The organism is Bacillus sp. ISL-45 (genome assembly GCF_018613195.1).
In the GTDB taxonomy this organism is placed as follows: domain Bacteria; phylum Bacillota; class Bacilli; order Bacillales; family Cytobacillaceae; genus Mesobacillus.
The window spans coordinates 48978-65679 of record NZ_JAGGQQ010000003.1 but is presented as its reverse complement, the minus strand read 5'-3'; the positions used below and the strand labels follow the sequence as shown (position 1 = coordinate 65679).

At 42.5% G+C, this 16702-nt stretch carries 15 protein-coding genes; 10 read left to right on the top strand and 5 right to left on the bottom strand.

Features of this window, described 5'->3' with window-relative positions:
- Positions 1 to 143: 143 nt before the first annotated feature.
- Positions 144 to 1346 carry a competence protein CoiA gene (locus tag J7E35_RS02130; RefSeq protein WP_214776568.1) on the top strand — a complete coding sequence of 401 codons (1203 nt, stop codon included), beginning with the start codon at positions 144 to 146 and terminating at the stop codon, positions 1344 to 1346.
- A gap of 164 nt (positions 1347 to 1510) precedes the next feature.
- Positions 1511 to 3328 carry an oligoendopeptidase F gene (gene pepF / locus J7E35_RS02125; RefSeq protein ID WP_214776567.1) on the top strand — a complete coding sequence of 606 codons (1818 nt, stop codon included), beginning with the start codon at positions 1511 to 1513 and terminating at the stop codon, positions 3326 to 3328.
- A gap of 663 nt (positions 3329 to 3991) precedes the next feature.
- Here the strand turns inward: pepF and J7E35_RS02120 are convergent.
- From J7E35_RS02120 to J7E35_RS02105, 4 genes are all read right to left on the bottom strand, one after another.
- Positions 3992 to 4873 (bottom strand): ClpXP adapter SpxH family protein, encoded by an 882-nt coding sequence (locus tag J7E35_RS02120; protein WP_214776566.1) that lies wholly within the window; start codon positions 4871 to 4873, stop codon positions 3992 to 3994.
- Positions 4870 to 5271 carry a globin domain-containing protein gene (locus tag J7E35_RS02115; protein WP_214776565.1) on the bottom strand — a complete coding sequence of 134 codons (402 nt, stop codon included), beginning with the start codon at positions 5269 to 5271 and terminating at the stop codon, positions 4870 to 4872. Before J7E35_RS02115 ends, J7E35_RS02120 begins: the two co-directional genes overlap by 4 nt.
- A 265-nt stretch (positions 5272 to 5536) precedes the next feature.
- The gene (locus tag J7E35_RS02110) at positions 5537 to 6181 is read right to left on the bottom strand and encodes a lytic transglycosylase domain-containing protein (protein WP_214776564.1); all 645 of its coding nucleotides are present in this window, start codon (positions 6179 to 6181) and stop codon (positions 5537 to 5539) included.
- Positions 6182 to 6203: 22 nt separating this feature from the next.
- Complete coding sequence (locus J7E35_RS02105; RefSeq protein ID WP_214776563.1) at positions 6204 to 6788, bottom strand: CYTH domain-containing protein; 585 nt, start codon at positions 6786 to 6788, stop codon at positions 6204 to 6206.
- 118 nt (positions 6789 to 6906) lie between these two features.
- On the opposite strand from J7E35_RS02105, the gene J7E35_RS02100 reads away from it, so the two are divergent.
- The 5 genes from J7E35_RS02100 to J7E35_RS23825 all read left to right on the top strand — a co-directional run bounded on the left by J7E35_RS02100 (position 6907) and on the right by J7E35_RS23825 (position 11419).
- Entirely contained in the window at positions 6907 to 7287 is a 381-nt protein-coding gene (locus J7E35_RS02100) for a UPF0738 family protein (protein ID WP_251040713.1), read from the top strand.
- A gap of 34 nt (positions 7288 to 7321) precedes the next feature.
- On the top strand, positions 7322 to 7960 hold the full coding sequence (gene yjbM / locus J7E35_RS02095) for a GTP diphosphokinase (protein WP_214776562.1): 639 nt from the start codon (positions 7322 to 7324) through the stop codon (positions 7958 to 7960).
- 30 nt (positions 7961 to 7990) lie between these two features.
- Positions 7991 to 8791, top strand: a complete 801-nt coding sequence (locus J7E35_RS02090; RefSeq protein ID WP_167833807.1) for an NAD kinase — start codon at positions 7991 to 7993, stop codon at positions 8789 to 8791.
- Positions 8792 to 9242: 451 nt separating this feature from the next.
- Positions 9243 to 10148, top strand: coding sequence for an RluA family pseudouridine synthase (locus tag J7E35_RS02085; protein WP_214776561.1), 906 nt, complete (start codon positions 9243 to 9245; stop codon positions 10146 to 10148).
- Positions 10149 to 10255: 107 nt separating this feature from the next.
- Complete coding sequence (locus J7E35_RS23825) at positions 10256 to 11419, top strand: CAP domain-containing protein (RefSeq protein ID WP_483297645.1); 1164 nt, start codon at positions 10256 to 10258, stop codon at positions 11417 to 11419.
- Positions 11420 to 11472: 53 nt separating this feature from the next.
- Here J7E35_RS23825 and prpE read toward each other — a convergent pair whose 3' ends face one another.
- Positions 11473 to 12213 (bottom strand): bis(5'-nucleosyl)-tetraphosphatase PrpE, encoded by a 741-nt coding sequence (gene prpE / locus J7E35_RS02075; RefSeq protein WP_214776560.1) that lies wholly within the window; start codon positions 12211 to 12213, stop codon positions 11473 to 11475.
- A 268-nt stretch (positions 12214 to 12481) separates the two neighbouring features.
- On the opposite strand from prpE, the gene mgtE reads away from it, so the two are divergent.
- The 3 genes from mgtE (at position 12482) to fabI (ending at position 16620) form a co-directional block, all read left to right on the top strand.
- Positions 12482 to 13804: a magnesium transporter gene (mgtE, locus tag J7E35_RS02070; protein ID WP_251009696.1), complete on the top strand. Its 1323-nt coding sequence runs from the start codon at positions 12482 to 12484 to the stop codon at positions 13802 to 13804.
- A gap of 75 nt (positions 13805 to 13879) precedes the next feature.
- The gene (locus J7E35_RS02065; RefSeq protein WP_214776558.1) at positions 13880 to 15742 is read left to right on the top strand and encodes a monovalent cation:proton antiporter family protein; all 1863 of its coding nucleotides are present in this window, start codon (positions 13880 to 13882) and stop codon (positions 15740 to 15742) included.
- A 110-nt stretch (positions 15743 to 15852) separates the two neighbouring features.
- On the top strand, positions 15853 to 16620 hold the full coding sequence (fabI, locus tag J7E35_RS02060; RefSeq protein WP_214776557.1) for an enoyl-ACP reductase FabI: 768 nt from the start codon (positions 15853 to 15855) through the stop codon (positions 16618 to 16620).
- The last annotated feature ends 82 nt before the right edge of the window (positions 16621 to 16702 follow it).

Sequence of the window (16702 nt, the reverse complement as noted above, 5' to 3'; positions counted from 1 at the left end):
GTTTCTAGCTCCAGCGCTTGTCGGGGCTGACCAAGGCGCTTCCGCTTTTCTTGATTTGTGAACGTTTTATTAACCTTTTTCAAATATAAAGGTATTAACTCAATGAACTAGAATATGTCATGGAGAAAGGAGGCGCATAAAATGTGCTAGTTGCGAAAAAAAATGATGGCAAAAGGCTATCATTGGGTGAAAGATATGAAAAAAGTGATTTAATAGAAATCAGGTCGAGGGAGAAATTCTACTGTCCAGAATGTGATGAAGAAGTGGTTATGAAACTAGGCAATAAGAAGATTTGGCACTTTTCTCATTTGGCGGGAGGAAGCTGCCGGTATGAGTATGAACGAGAATCAGAGTACCATCTTACCGGAAAGCTAAAGCTTTATAATTGGCTGAAGAAGCAAGGAATTACTGCTGAACTTGAACAATTCGACCCAATAATGAAGCAGAAACCGGACATTGCTTTCGTATTTCAGAACCAAAAATATGCGATTGAATTCCAATGTTCTGTCATTCCTGCTGAGATATTTGAAAAAAGAACAAAAAGGTATTTTGATCATGGGGTAATTCCGATTTGGGTTGCTGCCGAGAACTTGATTAAGCGTAAGTCGAATAATGTTGTCTCAATCAATAACTTCCTCTTCCTCTTCATTCGGCGGTCCAGGTACTCCTGGAATATACCGGCCTTTTGCCCAATTACAGGGCAATTCGTTAATTTGCATGGAGCCATTCCAATCACTTCTAAAAAGACAATCACAAATTTTGAAGTACAGTCGATAAATCAGTACGCAATAGCGGAGTTTCTCAGTCCGGCTGATAAGCCATTTGCCTTCTTGAAGGCCTGGCAAAGTGAAAACCAAAAAATGAAATCACACTACTTAACTTCTCCTGGTGCATGGCAAAATCCATTCCTGAAAGAACTCTACCGCAATCATCTAAGTCTTCTTACAATTCCATCCCAAATGGGACTTCCTGTACGCTCAAGCCCCTATATCGAAACGCCTTCATTAATCTGGCAGACATATCTCTACCTCGATGTTTTCCGGCATTATCAAATTGGGGAAATTATAGATTATTCGAAAATCCGGGAAGCCTTTTATCAGCGTGTAAGAAGGAAAGAAATCAAACTTCGCATCTTGCCCGCAGCTCGAGAAAAAGATCACTGGCATGCTCTTGCTGAATACGTATTTCTTTTAACAAGAGTGTCATTCTTGGAAAAAATTGATTCAGGCAAAGTGAAAGTACTCCGGAAAATTATTATTCCGAATTCAATTGATGACCAAATTAAGGCTGAAGCAGACTTTTTCAACAAGTACGAAAATGAAATTAGAGAATCCGTATTCCCATAACATGAAATGTATTATAACTGCGTAAAATAGGGTAGTTGGAATTAGGGCATTTAAAACGAAAAAATTTTTCCTTATTAAAATTTATAGAAGGAATTAATAAACCATTAGCGAATATGTTACTAGAAAAGTTTTTCGAATTCCGAAATATTGTTAGGAGGATTTATATGTCAAACGAATCTGCAGTTAAGAAATTGCCAGTAAGGGACGAGGTTGCCACAGAGAATACGTGGAGACTTGAGGATATTTTTGCAGTTGATGAACAGTGGGAAAAAGAATTTAATGAAGTAAAGGGCTTGATTCCTTCTGTCCAGGAGTATCAGGGCAAGCTGGGAGAGAGCGCTGAACAACTATATACTGCACTTCAGCTGCAGGATAAATTGCTTGAGCGTCTTGGAAGACTTTATACATACGCGCATATGCGCTATGACCAGGATACAACGAATTCTTTTTATCAGGGACTGGATGACCGCATCAAGAATCTATATTCACAAGCGGCAAGCGCGCTTGCGTTCATCGTACCAGAAATCCTGGCTGTTGATGAAGAGAAAATAAAAAGCTTTTTGAATGAAAGAGAAGAGCTGAAGCTTTATGAGCATGCATTGGAGGAAATCAACCTGCAGCGTCCGCATGTCCTATCTGCTGAAGAGGAAGCGCTTCTGGCTCAGGCTTCGGAGGTTATGAGCTCACCTTCAAATACCTTCGGAATGCTGAACAATGCGGATCTCGAATTCCCTTCAATCAAGGATGAGAACGGAGAGGATGTGGAAATCACACATGGCCGCTACATCCGATTCCTGGAAAGCGAGGACCGCAGAGTTCGTGAAGATGCTTTCAAAGCTGTTTATAAAACATATGGCAGCTTCAAGAATACTTTTTCCAGCACATTAAGCGGCAATATCAAAAAGGATAATTTTAATGCAAGGATTCGTAAATATGACTCTGCGAGGCATGCTGCGCTTGCTGCGAATAATATTCCTGAAAGTGTCTATGAAAATCTTGTTAATACGGTGAATGACAATCTGCACCTTCTTCACAGATATGTTAAGCTCCGCAGGAAGGTACTTGGCCTGGATAAGCTTCATATGTATGACCTTTACACACCGCTTGTTAAGGATGTGAAAATGGAGATTCCTTATTCAGAAGCAAAGGAATATGTCCTAAAAGGATTAGCGCCTCTTGGGGATGAATATAATACTATCCTTAAAGAAGGATTCGAAAATCGCTGGGTGGATGTGTATGAGAATAAGGGTAAGCCCAGCGGTGCCTATTCATCAGGCGCGTATGGCACTAATCCATATATCCTGATGAACTGGCAAGATAATGTCAATAATCTGTTTACGCTGGCTCACGAATTCGGACATTCCGTACACAGCTACTATACAAGGAAGACACAGCCATATCCGTACGGCAACTATTCAATTTTCGTTGCTGAAGTGGCATCCACTTGCAATGAAGCATTATTGAATGACTATATGCTCAAGACAATCGATGATGAGCAGAAGCGACTGTATCTTTTGAATCATTACCTTGAGGGCTTCCGTGGAACAGTATTCAGGCAGACGATGTTTGCCGAATTTGAACATTTGATCCACCAGAAAGCACAGAATAACGAGGCATTGACAGCTGATGCACTGACAAAGGACTACTACGAGCTAAACAAAAAGTATTTCGGTGAAGAGGACATCATGATCGATGAAGAAATCGGTCTTGAATGGTCAAGAATTCCTCATTTCTATTATAATTACTATGTTTACCAGTATGCCACTGGGTTCAGTGCAGCAACAGCACTGAGCAAACAGATCCTTGAAGAAGGACAGCCGGCAGTCGAGCGCTACATTGAATTCCTGAAATCAGGCAGCTCGGATTATCCAATCGAGGTACTGAAAAAAGCAGGCGTCGATATGACAAGTTCGAAACCAATCGAGGAAGCATTGAAAGTCTTTGAAGAAAAGCTTAATGAAATGGAAGCGCTGCTTTCATAATAGAAAAGCACAAGCGCTGCAGCTAGACGATTCTCAAAGTGTATATATACTTTCTAATATCCCAAACGAAAACGGCCGCAGAGAATGCGGCCGGTTTTTTATATGTTATTAAAATCTTGTCACAAACTTGCAGCTGGCAAAAATGGTCTTGGAGTTTAGCGCGGTAGTTGTGCATAGTTTAAAAACCTTTAAACTTTTTACGGTTATTTAAATATATCAGTAAAATAAATAATGCTAGAAACAGGATAGGGGAGGTAAGATATAAGGGCAGAAGATGCATTAACCCCAAAATATGAAGGATAAAAGAAAAAAGTATGAATAGAGCCATAAGGGAAAGACCTATTTTATCCAATTTAATCACTCCGAATCGCTTTATATCTCATTTATATGCTTGTGCCCAGGCATTCATGAATCGGATTTGACAATATTGTGAAATAACACACAAGGATATTGTGATAGGGAGCCAGGATATGATATATTTATGGCGTGAAGTTGATCACAAGCAAACATTTACCCCTTTGTTTGACCGTGAAAAATTTCTCCCATCCCCTTTGTTCGTATAAAATAGAGAAAAGGCCTTGCAGTTGGAGAGCTGCAAGGCCTTTTTCTGTTTATCGACAGCACAAAAATTCTTTGCATATAAAAAACCGTGCAAATGCACGGTCAGCCTTCGTGATATCGCCAGAACACCCCATATTTTGCAGGGATTTGTTCGACTTGTTGTTTTAGCATTAATTTCTTTAATTCCTTCTCGGCCTGTTGGACAGTCATGTTATATACAACAGCTACTTCCTTGGAAGCAACCATCTTGTATTGCTTCATGAATTGCTCAAGCATTGGCGGCTGTGCAGGTTCTGGTTTTTCCTGCAGCATTTCTTCTAGAATCTGGACATATACCTCATATGGGTAAAGCCCCGTAACCTTGATGCCCTCCTCCTCGACGTTAGCGTTAAAGAAGACGAAAGTCGGAATTTCCTGGACATCCATTTCATTCGTTATTTTCAAGTCGCATTGAAACGCTTTTGCAGCAGTTTCAGAATGGATATCGGTTACAAATTCCTCTACGTCCAATCCGACGCTCCTTGCGCAGTTTTTTAACACCTCGAAGTTAGAGACATTCTGTTTTTCAAGGAAAAGGACTTCCTGAAGCTGGCGCAGGAATCTGATGCCTTTCTTTCTCCCCTGAAGCTCAGCTGATTTTATCGCAATGGATGCTAAATAAGGGGATGACACAGGGTTTTCAAACCACAGAGACCCGTCACAGGACATTCCTGTTCTGCTTGCTGTTTTTTCCCAAAGCTCAGCAATCGTTTCATAACGTTTTTTTCTGCTCATGTTCAATGTGGCCAGTTTGCCGCTTAATACATGGCGAATTGAAAAATATCTGCCATATTCGATTTGGAGCTTCTTGATGATTGGTTCTAGTGCCCAGCATTCCGGACAGAGCGGGTCGACAAACATGTAAATTTCGATGGGCTTTTTATCCAGGCTATGACAAAACTCAGATGGGTCATAGCTTAGAAGGTTTTCCCGACTCAGTTTCATGTGTTATCACCAGTTTCATCATCAGGAGTATTAATCATATGCTGGGCGGTCAGGTAAAGTCTTGCGTAAAAATCCTCCCTTACAGATCCTTTTAGTCCAACTTCATCCATGGCTTCAGTCATGCAGGCGAGCCAGGCTGTCGCTCTGGCCGGAGTGATTTCGAACGGCAAATGCCTTGCGCGGAGCATTGGATGGCCATGTTCATTGGTATATAAGGGTGGTCCTCCTAAATATTGAGTTAAGAACTGCTTTTGCTTTCGAGCAGTTTCGGTTAAATCATCCGGGAATATAGGAGCAAGATCAGGATGCATTCCAACACGGTGGTAAAAAGCATCGACCAGCCGGTGAAGTGTCCCTTCGCCAATGGCTTCGAATGGTAAGGTCTTATTCTCAACCATATTGATAACTCCTTTAAAATAGATTTTGAAATTTCTTTCTGCTTTGATAGTTATGCTATTTATTGTAGCAATGCTAAATTTATATCTCAAACAAATCGTCTTGGGTTCTGTGAAAAATGGAAAGGATTTGCTGTTCAAGTCTGGAAGCTTTTGTCTGGCTGACCAAGGCGCTTGCGCTTTTCTACTAATGTACACAAAAAGGCCGCCTGTTACCACTGACAGGCGGTCTAAACCAATGGGAATTTTATCCTTTTAAAGCAGCCTTTTATGTGTAAAAGACATCTGTGACTTTACGTACATAGTTTTGCGTTTCTTTAAACGGAGGAATTCCACCATATTTATCTACATTTCCCGGTCCTGCATTATAGGCTGCAAGAGCAAGCTCAAGATTATTGTCATACCTGTCCAGCATTTGGCGAAGGTATTTACTTCCGGCAATGATATTCTCCGCTGGATCAAAAACATTTTTGACACCGAGTCCACTGGCTGTTGCAGGCATAAGCTGCATCAGTCCTGACGCACCTGCATGGCTGACTGCATTTGGATTGAAATTTGATTCCTTTTGAATAACAGATTTAATAAGTTTGGCTGGAATATTGAACATGGAAGCAGCCTTATCAATGATTCCATCAAAATTAGCATTACTTTTGGCAGCTACTTTCGTCAGTTGAACAGGAGGCAGCATATGGCTAACGCTCTGTTTTGCTAAATCTAAATTGTTAACGGCAGTTTGCGCGCTGTTAAATAACTCCTCAAGCCTTGTTGCAGTGGCACCTAGAGCATTGCTTTCCTCACTCAGGATGCCGGAGAGCATTTCCTGAAAAAGGCCATTTCCAGATTGGCTCGTGGGCTTGTTAAAGTTTTGGAGTGCCTGTAATTCAAGTATGACTTTTAACTGGTCGACATTCATTGTGATTCTCCTGCCTGATCTATTATTGTAAAAGATTATATTTTTTTGCGTAAAATCTTTTAATTTTATTATCGGTCGATCTGAGAGGGATTTTTAGTTCTTCCAGTAATTTCAAGAATTCCTTATATCCTGCAGTCTCATTCGTCACTTCATATTCTAGCTCATAATCTTCTGTATTTAAATAGTAACTATGGTCCAGAACAAGCAATCCTTCTTTGTACTCAAGCTCAGCACGGACGGTGGTAAGAGACCCGAAATATAGCAATGACTCTGGATCTTTGATTAATCCCGAAACAGCGTCTTTAACCATACCATTTGGCAGTTTCCCCGTTGACAAAGCATCCTCCGCCTGGCTGGGCGTCAGCGTCTGGTTCGTTTCAAGCAATCCCTGTTGTGCAGGCTGCTTTAATGTCAATTCAAACCAGGATTCTTTTTCCCTGATTCTCAAGGCAGAACCTTTTTCCTTTAAGGTGAATGAGTTCGTATCGAAATAATGATTAATTTGTTTTTTGAATTGATTTGGTCCTATTTTAAAATGTATCGTAAGTAATTGGAATTCTTCCTGAGTCAGCATGTTCTTGAATTCTATTTCGATATTCTGGCTCACATATTTCCGCCCTTTCCAGTAAGTTGTCCTTATTATCTCTTTAAATCAGTTTGGCTTCAATGCTTAGTAGAAAATGGTTCGATATGATAAAATAAAAAAGATTATGGAGGTTGAAGATATGAGTCAAAAAATTTTAATTACAGAAGCGAAAATTGAAAATAATGAGCTGCGTCTCTCCACAAACACAGAGACTGACATTGGGGATTTTTCTCCAACAGGGCAAATGCTGGTTGATTCCGATCAATTATCATTTGTTTATATTGTTGATCAAGAGGATGGATATCGATACGTCACCATTCCAGAAGAGACTTGGAGTGTTATTCAGGATGGTCTCCAAGCTGGGCTTGAAACGTTTTTAACGAATAAAATCGGAAAACTTAAATTGGATAGCTTCCAAAGTGAAATGGAATATTTGATTGAGAATATCACCGGCAACAGCAATTATGGAGAGGAAATGGTCGCGAAAGTGGAACAGGTTTTTGCCGCACCCTCCGCTTAGGCTTTCGTGAATAGAATCGGATGAGGTGACTGATGTGAAACACTGGGATCAATTTTTAGAACCCTATAAGCACGCTGTTGAAGAATTGAAGGTAAAGCTTAAGGGAATCAGGAGCCAATATGAGCTCCATTCTGACCATTCCCCGATTGAATTCGTCACGGGAAGGGTAAAGCCTATTGCGAGCATCCTTGATAAAGCCCATCAAAAAGGAATTTCACTTGATAAACTTGAATCGGAAATGCAGGATATTGCCGGCTTGAGGATCATGTGCCAGTTCGTAGATGACATCAAGACAGTTGTCGAACTATTAAGAAGCCGTAATGATTTGGAGATTGTCGAGGAGAGGGATTATATCTCGCATAAAAAAGCGAGCGGCTACCGATCTTATCATGTCGTGATCAGCTATCCTGTCCAAACGATCCGTGGCGAAAGAAAGATCCTGGCCGAAATTCAAATAAGGACATTGGCGATGAATTTCTGGGCGACAGTCGAGCATTCGCTTAATTATAAATACAAAGGGCTTTTTCCGGAGGATATAAAAATCAGGCTGCAGCGCGCGGCAGAGGCAGCATTCCGTCTCGATGAAGAGATGTCGACCATCAGAGGAGAAATTCAGGATGCACAGGCATTTTTCACACGGAAGAAAGAAATGCAGCAGGGTGGGAAGAAATAGTAAATCCGAAATGCAGGGGTGTTTTGATACATGAAATTTGCGATCACTTCAAAAGGAGATTCCCGGTCCAATACGTTGATGCACAAGATGAAAACGTATCTTTTGGACTTTGATCTACAATATGATGAAGACCAGCCGGATATTTGTATTTCAGTAGGAGGCGACGGCACTCTTTTGTATGCCTTCCATCGATACAGCAGCCGGCTGGATAAAACAGCATTCATTGGAGTACATACCGGACACCTCGGCTTTTATGCCGACTGGGTCCCTGAAGAAATCGAAAAGCTTGTTATCGCCGTGGCCAAAACGCCATACCAGGTGATTGAGTATCCATTGCTCGAGGTCATTATCAGGTACCAGCACGGCGGCAGAGAAACTAGATATCTAGCCCTGAATGAATCGACCGTCAAATCTGTTGAAGGCACCCTGGTCATGGATGTTGAAATCAGAGGCCAGCATTTTGAACGCTTCCGTGGAGACGGTCTATGCGTATCCACGCCATCAGGAAGCACTGCCTACAATAAAGCATTGGGCGGTGCCATTCTGCATCCGTCACTGAGAGCAATCCAGGTTGCGGAGATGGCATCCATCAACAACCGTGTCTTTCGGACAGTGGGATCACCGTTAATCCTTCCTGACCATCATACCTGTACACTAAAGCCTGTCAATAGACCCGACTTCCAGGTAACGGTTGACCATTTGACCCTACTGCATAAAGACGTGAAATCAATCCAATTCCGCGTAGCAGACGAAAAAATCCGTTTCGCCCGATTCCGCCCCTTCCCATTCTGGAAAAGGGTGCATGATTCCTTTATCTCAGATAGTGATTAAAGAGCAAATGTTGAAGGGAAATTTTAAGAACCCGCGTTTAATGGACATTTCGATGCCGGAACAAGCACAAAATGTCTAAGAACCCGCGTTTAATGGACATTCTGAGGCCAGAATGAGCACGAAATGTCTAAGAACCCGCATTTAATAGACATTTTGAGGCCAGAATGAGCACAAAATGTCTAAGAACCCGCGTTTAATGGACATTTTGTGGCCAGAATGAGCACGAAATGTCTAAGAACCAGCGTTTAATGGACATTTCGATGCCGGAACAAGCACAAAATGTCTAATAACCAGCGTTTAATGGACATTTCGATGCCGGAACAAGCACGAAATGTCTAAGAACCCGCATTTAATGGACAATTTGAGGCCAGAATGAGCACGAAATGTCTAAGATGATGATGTAAATACAAAGTCTTGATAAACGAAAAGAAGAACGACAGGAGCCGCTGATATGGCAACAAACTTCACATTGGATTTTACTGCTGAGGAAGCTGATCAAGGGAAGCTGCTAAGGGAATTCCTCAAAGAGAAAGAAATCTCTAAATCAGCACTGACAGATATTAAGTTCAAGGGCGGTTTTATTTCGGTGAATGATCAGGAAGTAAATGTCAGGTACGCATTAAAAACAGCTGATCGAGTCAGAATCGAGTTTCCTCCTGAAGTTCCGTCTGAGGGAATGAAGGGGGAGGAAATCCCGCTTTCGATTATATATGAGGATGAATATTTGCTGGTGGTCAATAAACCTCCAGGAATGAATACGATTCCTTCCAGGGAGCATCCATACGGAAGTCTGGCGAGCGGACTTATCGGATATTATGAAAGTCACGGAATACCAGCTACCACGCATATTGTTACCAGGCTGGACAGAGATACTTCCGGACTGGTCCTGATTGCCAAACATAGCCATGTCCATCACTTATTCAGTAAGCAGCAGCGTTCGGGCGGTGTAAAGCGGAGCTATGAAGCTTTTGCTGAAGGTTTTGTCGAACAGGGTGATGGAATGATCGATGCCCCGATCGCAAGGAAGCCAGACAGCATTATAGAACGAGAAGTGCATCCTGATGGACAGTATGCCTGCACTTTATTTGAAGTTAAAAAACGATATGAGGGGTTCACTCATATGAAGCTCTGGCTAAAAACAGGCAGGACCCATCAAATTAGGGTTCATTTGAGTTACTTTGGCCATCCGCTTCTTGGTGATACTTTATATGGAGGCAGCCGGTATTCGATTTCAAGGCAAGCCTTGCATTGCAGGGAACTTACCTTTAGCCATCCATTTTTACATAAGCAAATGCATTTTACTGCAAGTTTGCCAATCGATATGCAAGAAGTGCTTGATCAAGGCAAGTCGTTTTGAAAACGATTTGCCTTTTTACATTTCTCTCAAATATTTCATCAGATATTTCCGGAAAAAAATCAAATCATAAGGAAGTAATGAATGCAATATGAAGGAGGAAGCATCACTTGAACATATATAAACATGGAAAGATAATGGCAGTATCTGCTGTTATGTTATTAGGGCTTACAGCATGCAACAATAATGATGAAGCGATGGATATGCGTGACAACAGGATGACTGCTCTGGGGAATAACCAGGAAAGCTATTGGGATAATGATGCAAATAGAATCAAGCAGCAAAGACGCAGAGCAGAAATCAATGCTGGTAAAGGAAATACTAATAAGCAAAACCAAAATCAAAATGGCGATAAGGCGACGAGTGAAATTATGCAGATGCCTGAAGGGTACATCACCGTAGACCCGAACTCTTACAGTACGGGAATTCCAAGTTCTAAATACCCTCATACAGAAATGAACACGCAGGGCAGGCTAACATTAACAGAAGGACAACGAGCTGATCTCGATAATATGCTGGCTGAATTGCAGCGTCGTACAGGTGTTGAACTTCCGGATTTGAACAAGGGACCTGAACAGGGTGCTGCACCTGAACAAGGAGCTGCACCAGCACCGCAGGAAAGGGCAACGCCAGCTCCAGCTCCTGAGCAAGGAACTGCCCCAACACCGCAGGAAAGAACAGCACCAGCTCCTGAACAAGGGGCCGCACCGGCACCACAGGAAAGGGCAACGCCAGCTCCAGCTCCTGAGCAAGGAACTGCTCCAACACCACAGGAAAGAACAACACCAGCTCCTGAACAAGGAGCTGCACCAGCACCACAGGAAAGAACAGCACCAGCTCCACAGGAGGAAGCAGCACCAGCTCCTGAGCAAAAAGCAACTCCTTCTGGTACCGAGATCAGTGCATTTGAAGCGAAAGTCATTGACCTGACAAACGAACAGCGCAGGAAAAACGGCTTGCCAAACCTGCAGCCTGACACAGCATTAAGCAATGTAGCTCAGGAAAAGTCAAATGATATGCAGGCGAAGAATTATTTTTCACATACAAGTCCAACTTATGGTTCTCCATTCGATATGATGAGGGACTTTGGTGTTTCGTACAATACAGCCGGTGAGAACATCGCGATGGGCCAGCGAAGTGCTGAAGAAGTCGTGAACGCATGGATGAACAGCGAAGGACACAGGAAGAATATCTTAAGTCCTAACTACACGCATATTGGTGTTGGGCATACAACACAGGGGAACTACTGGACGCAAATGTTTATTGGGAAATAATAAGAAAAAGCTAACCATTGATGGTCAATGGTTAGCTTTTTTAAATAGGGGTATTATTTTATCTCCCTGAATTTTTCGGGCACAAACGGCATCGAGGACGGAACAGATACAAGTTCCATTTCTGGATAACGCAATGCTGACAAATTGCCGCCAAAAACAGCTCCTGTATCTATATTATAAGTGTTGTTAAGGACTCTTGGCTCTCTTACCGGTGTATGTCCATATACAATGGTTGCTTTTCCTTGGTAATTCTTTGCCCAATCACGGCGTACAGGAGTTCCGTCTGGATTGGTTTTACCAGTGATATCGCCATATAGGACAAAGGTTTTTACTTTTGAATTATGTTTCCCTATGTAATCTTCGCGGATTCCGGCATGGGCGATCACAAGCCGGCCCTGGTCGAGGACGTGGTATAAAGGCGCAGATTCATATAAGGAAATGAATTTCCCGCGGAATTCATTTATTTGCTCTGAATTCAGTGACATAATTTCCGAAACTGTTGTCTCAAGTCCATGTGTTGTCTGGACTTTATTTCCTAACAGATATCGGTACAGTTTATTGCAATGGTTCCCCGGAACATAGAAAGCGGCTTTTTTATTCATTGCCAATTCCCAAACCAGAGTTGCTGTTTTTAATGATTCTGGTCCTCTGTCAGTCAGATCACCGACAAAAGCAAGATGCCGGTTATCCGGATGAACCGGAAGGCCGGTGCTCCAGTCGTAACCAAGTTTTTTGGTGAGTTCTTCAAATTCCTGATAACAGCCATGGATATCGCCGATAATATCTAGGTTCATTTATGAATGTCCTCCTTTAATTGTATATTCTTCCCGCAGTCTGAAAAAGGACAAGTTTACATCAAAAAAGGGAATGTTAAGACAAAGCAATAATCTGGTATCTAACATATATTGCCCAATTAATTTTAAATGAAAAAGAGTAGATAAAAGACAAAGAATTTAATAAATGCTAGTATAATGAAATGTACATAAAGGAAAGGGGGTAAGGTGTATGTCTGAAGAACGTCAAGAATCAGCATCCAGGCAGCAAATCAATTCTGAGCTGCTGATGGAAGCACTTTACTCTGAGAAAATTGATGATTTCCGTTCAGAATTTCTAGACTTGCATCCATATGACCAGGCCGAATTTTTCAGTGAGCTTGATGATGAGGATCGGGCGAAGGTTTATAACTTCCTTTCACCAGAAGAGATGGCAGATCTTTTTGAAAACCTGGAAGCGGATGAAGAGGACTTTAAAGATGTATTGGCCCAGATGAATCCTAATTATGCGGCTGACATGCTGTCTAATATGTATGCGGATGACGCGGTCGATGTCCTGAATGAACTCGATAAAGACCAGGTTGCCAGTTATTTGACCATCATGGACGAAGATGCAGCACAGGAAATCAAGGACTTGCTGCATTATGAAGAATATACTGCCGGAAGCATCATGACGACAGAATTCATTGCGATCTCTGCCAACCAGACGGTGAGATCGGCAATGTATATCCTGAAAAAAGAAGCGCCGCAAGCCGAGACGATTTATTACATCTTTGTCGTTGATGAAGAAAAAAGGCTGGCTGGTGTTGTATCTTTGAGAGACCTGATTGTTGCAGATGATGAAACGATGATTGTTGAGATTATGAATGATCGAGTAGTCTCTGTTTCGGTTGGCGAGGATCAGGAGGAAGTAGCCAGGATGATGAGGGATTATAATTTCCTCGCCCTTCCTGTAGTCGACTTCCAAAACCATCTCCTCGGAATCATCACGGTCGATGACATTATAGACGTCATGGAAGAAGAAGCTTCGGATGACTATTCAAAGCTGGCAGGTATAGCCGACCTTGATACTGTAGACCAAAATCCATTAAGTGCTGCCAAGAAGCGTTTGCCCTGGCTGATCATTTTGCTCTTTTTGGGCATGTTTACGGCTAGCCTGATAGGAAGGTTCGAGGATACATTGGATAAGGTAGCTATTTTGGCCGTTTTCATTCCTCTCATCGCCGGTATGGCAGGTAATACAGGAACCCAGGCACTTGCTGTAGCTGTAAGGGGGATTGCGACTGGGGACCTTGAAAAAGAGAGCAAATGGAGCATTATCCTTAGGGAAGCGGGAACTGGATTAATTACAGGAGCAGTTTGCGGCATCCTTGTCACATTCATCGTCTATTTTTGGAAAGGTGAACTATTCCTTGGAGCGTTGGTAGGAATTTCTATCTTTATCACGCTGATCATTTCGACACTGGCAGGAACGCTGGTTCCGCTGCTCATGCACAGATTGAAGATCGACCCTGCCGTTGCATCAGGTCCGTTTATCACGACGATTAATGATATCATCAGTATCCTGATATATTTTGGAATTGCAACAGCTTTCATGAGTTACCTTACTTAATATACAACGTTCAGGTGATAACTGTTCGTTTAGATCGATACAACGCAAATCCTATTTAACAAAGGAGGGAAGAGGATGGAACATCATGCTTCGATTACCTCACTCGTAATCGTCATCATTGTTGCATTTTTAACACCTATTTTATTGCACCGTTTAAAATTGAACATCATACCAGTTGTAGTCGCAGAAATCATAATGGGCCTAATCATAGGTAAAAGCGGCTTCAACATCGTCCATGAGGATGCCTGGCTTGGCACCCTTTCAACCCTGGGATTCTTGTTCCTGATGTTCTTGAGCGGGCTGGAGATTGACTTTACAGCCTTTTCAGGGAACAAAAAAAATCAAACCAGGAAGGGCAATGAGCAAAAAGAACCGAATACGTTTATTGTGGCCACGATCATCTTCATTGGCATTTTCATCGTCTCATTTGGCTTATCGTATTTGTTCGTACTTGCAGGCTTCATCGAAAATGTATTTTTAATGACATTGATCATTTCAACGATTTCACTAGGAGTTGTCGTGCCTACATTGAAGGACGCACACCTGATGAAAACAAATATCGGACAGACAATCTTGTTGGTGGCGGTTATTGCTGATCTGGCAACGATGATCCTGCTCGCGGTCTTTGTCTCTATTTATGATGGAGGGGAAGGAAACACCTGGCTGCTGCTCGTCCTGTTTGCGGCGGGAGTTGGGCTGTATTTTATCGGAAGAATTTTCAAGAACCGTACTTTCATCAATGCACTTTCGACAGGAACAACTCAGATTGGCACTCGTGCTGTTTTTGCCCTGATTATTTTGCTGGTCGCAATCTCTGAAACGGTAGGGGCCGAAAATATCCTGGGTGCGTTCCTGGCAGGTGTGCTTGTCTCCCTGCTGGCACCGGACCAGGAAATGGTCCATAAGCTTGATTCCTTTGGCTATGGCTTCCTGATTCCTATCTTCTTCGTAATGGTTGGGGTGGACCTGGACGTCTGGTCTTTGTTCAGTGACAAAAAGCTATTATTACTAATTCCGTTATTGCTATTGGCGCTGTTTTTGTCAAAATTGATCCCAGTCTATTTGTTGAAAAAATGGTACGACACGAAAACAGTCCTTGCAGCCGGGTTCCTGCTGACATCCACTTTGTCACTAGTCATAGCGGCTGCAACAATTGGGGAAAGAATGGAAATGATCACGCCGGAGATGAGCGGTACACTGATTCTTGTTGCAGTAATCTCCAGCGTTCTGACACCAATCTTATTCAAAAAGTTATTCCCGCAGGAAAAGACAGAGGAAGTAAAAGTCAAAGTGGCATTCATTGGCGCCAACCAGATGACACTTCCTGTTTCCCGGGCCCTTCAGTCTTCATTGTATGAACCGGTTCTTTTTCATACGAAACAGGAAAAAGCGGATAACCGAATTGCTGATTCAGTGTTTGAAATCATCGAGATGGAGAATTATGAAATTGATACACTAGATAAACACGAGGTGTATGATGCGGATATCATTGTCATCTCCACCGGAGATCCTGATCTGAACGCGACGATTGCTGTCAGTGCAAAAGAGCATGGTGTTGAACGTGTCATTGCGAGAATTGAAAGTCCGGACCTTGCAGAAAAAGCCCAGGAAGAGGGAATCGAGGTATTCTCGGTCCTCCGTTCAACAGAATCACTGCTTCGTGCAATGATTGAATCACCAGGGGTCATGACAATCCTGACCAATCAAGAAAATTCCCTGCATGAAATCAGGATGCTGAATGATCATTTTGACGGTATGTCACTAAGACGCTTCCCGTTCACTGGAGATGTCATATTTGTCCGGATCTTGCGTGAAAATGAATCAATCGTGCCTCACGGCGATACCGAGCTGAGGCTGAATGACCGTCTGATCGTTACTGGTTCCAAGGAATATGTCGATGAACTGAAACGAGAACTTGAATTCTGTTTTTGGTGCTAATTGAACTAAACCCGCCATCCCGGCGGGTTTTTCTTTGCAAATGAAGAAATTTAGTGTACAATTAGCACTAGGTACTAATAACTTGTATTAACAGGGGGATAATTTTCAAAATGACTCTTTCATTGAACGGTAAAACATATGTAGTAATGGGTGTAGCCAATAAAAGAAGCATTGCCTGGGGTATTGCTCAATCTCTCCACAATTCCGGGGCTAATTTAATTTTCACTTATGCAGGAGAGCGTCTTGAGAAAAGTGTACGCGAACTTGCCGCATCCCTTGATCAAAACTATTTAGTTTTGCCTTGCGATGTTACAAATGATGAAGATGTTGCTAAATGCTTCAAAGAAATAAAGGAAGAGGCTGGCACGATTTATGGTGTGGCTCACTGTATCGCATTCGCGAACAAAGAAGAGCTGCAGGGTGACTATATGAATGTATCACGCGATGGATTCCTGCTGGCCCATAATATCAGTGCATACTCATTGACTGCCGTCGCCAAGGAAGCGAAAGAGCTGATGGCTGAAGGCGGGAGCATTGTCACTTTGACGTATCTCGGCGGTGAACGTGCAATCCCGAACTACAATGTCATGGGTGTGGCAAAGGCATCCCTGGATGCAAGTGTCCGTTACCTTGCTGCAGACTTAGGAAAGCACAATATCCGTGTAAACTCCATTTCAGCCGGCCCAATCCGAACACTGTCTGCTAAAGGCGTAAGTGATTTCAATTCTATTTTAAGGGATATTGAAGAGAGAGCTCCGCTACGCCGCAATACTACTCCGGAAGAAGTCGGTGACACAGCCGTTTTCCTGTTCAGTGACATGTCCCGCGGGATAACTGGCGAAAATATTCATGTTGATTCAGGATTTCATATTTTATAAGAGAAAAGCCCGCATAATAGCGGGCTTTTTTTGTTTTTGTCAGGAACGATTTCGGCACCTATTATAGGCAAACGCATAAATA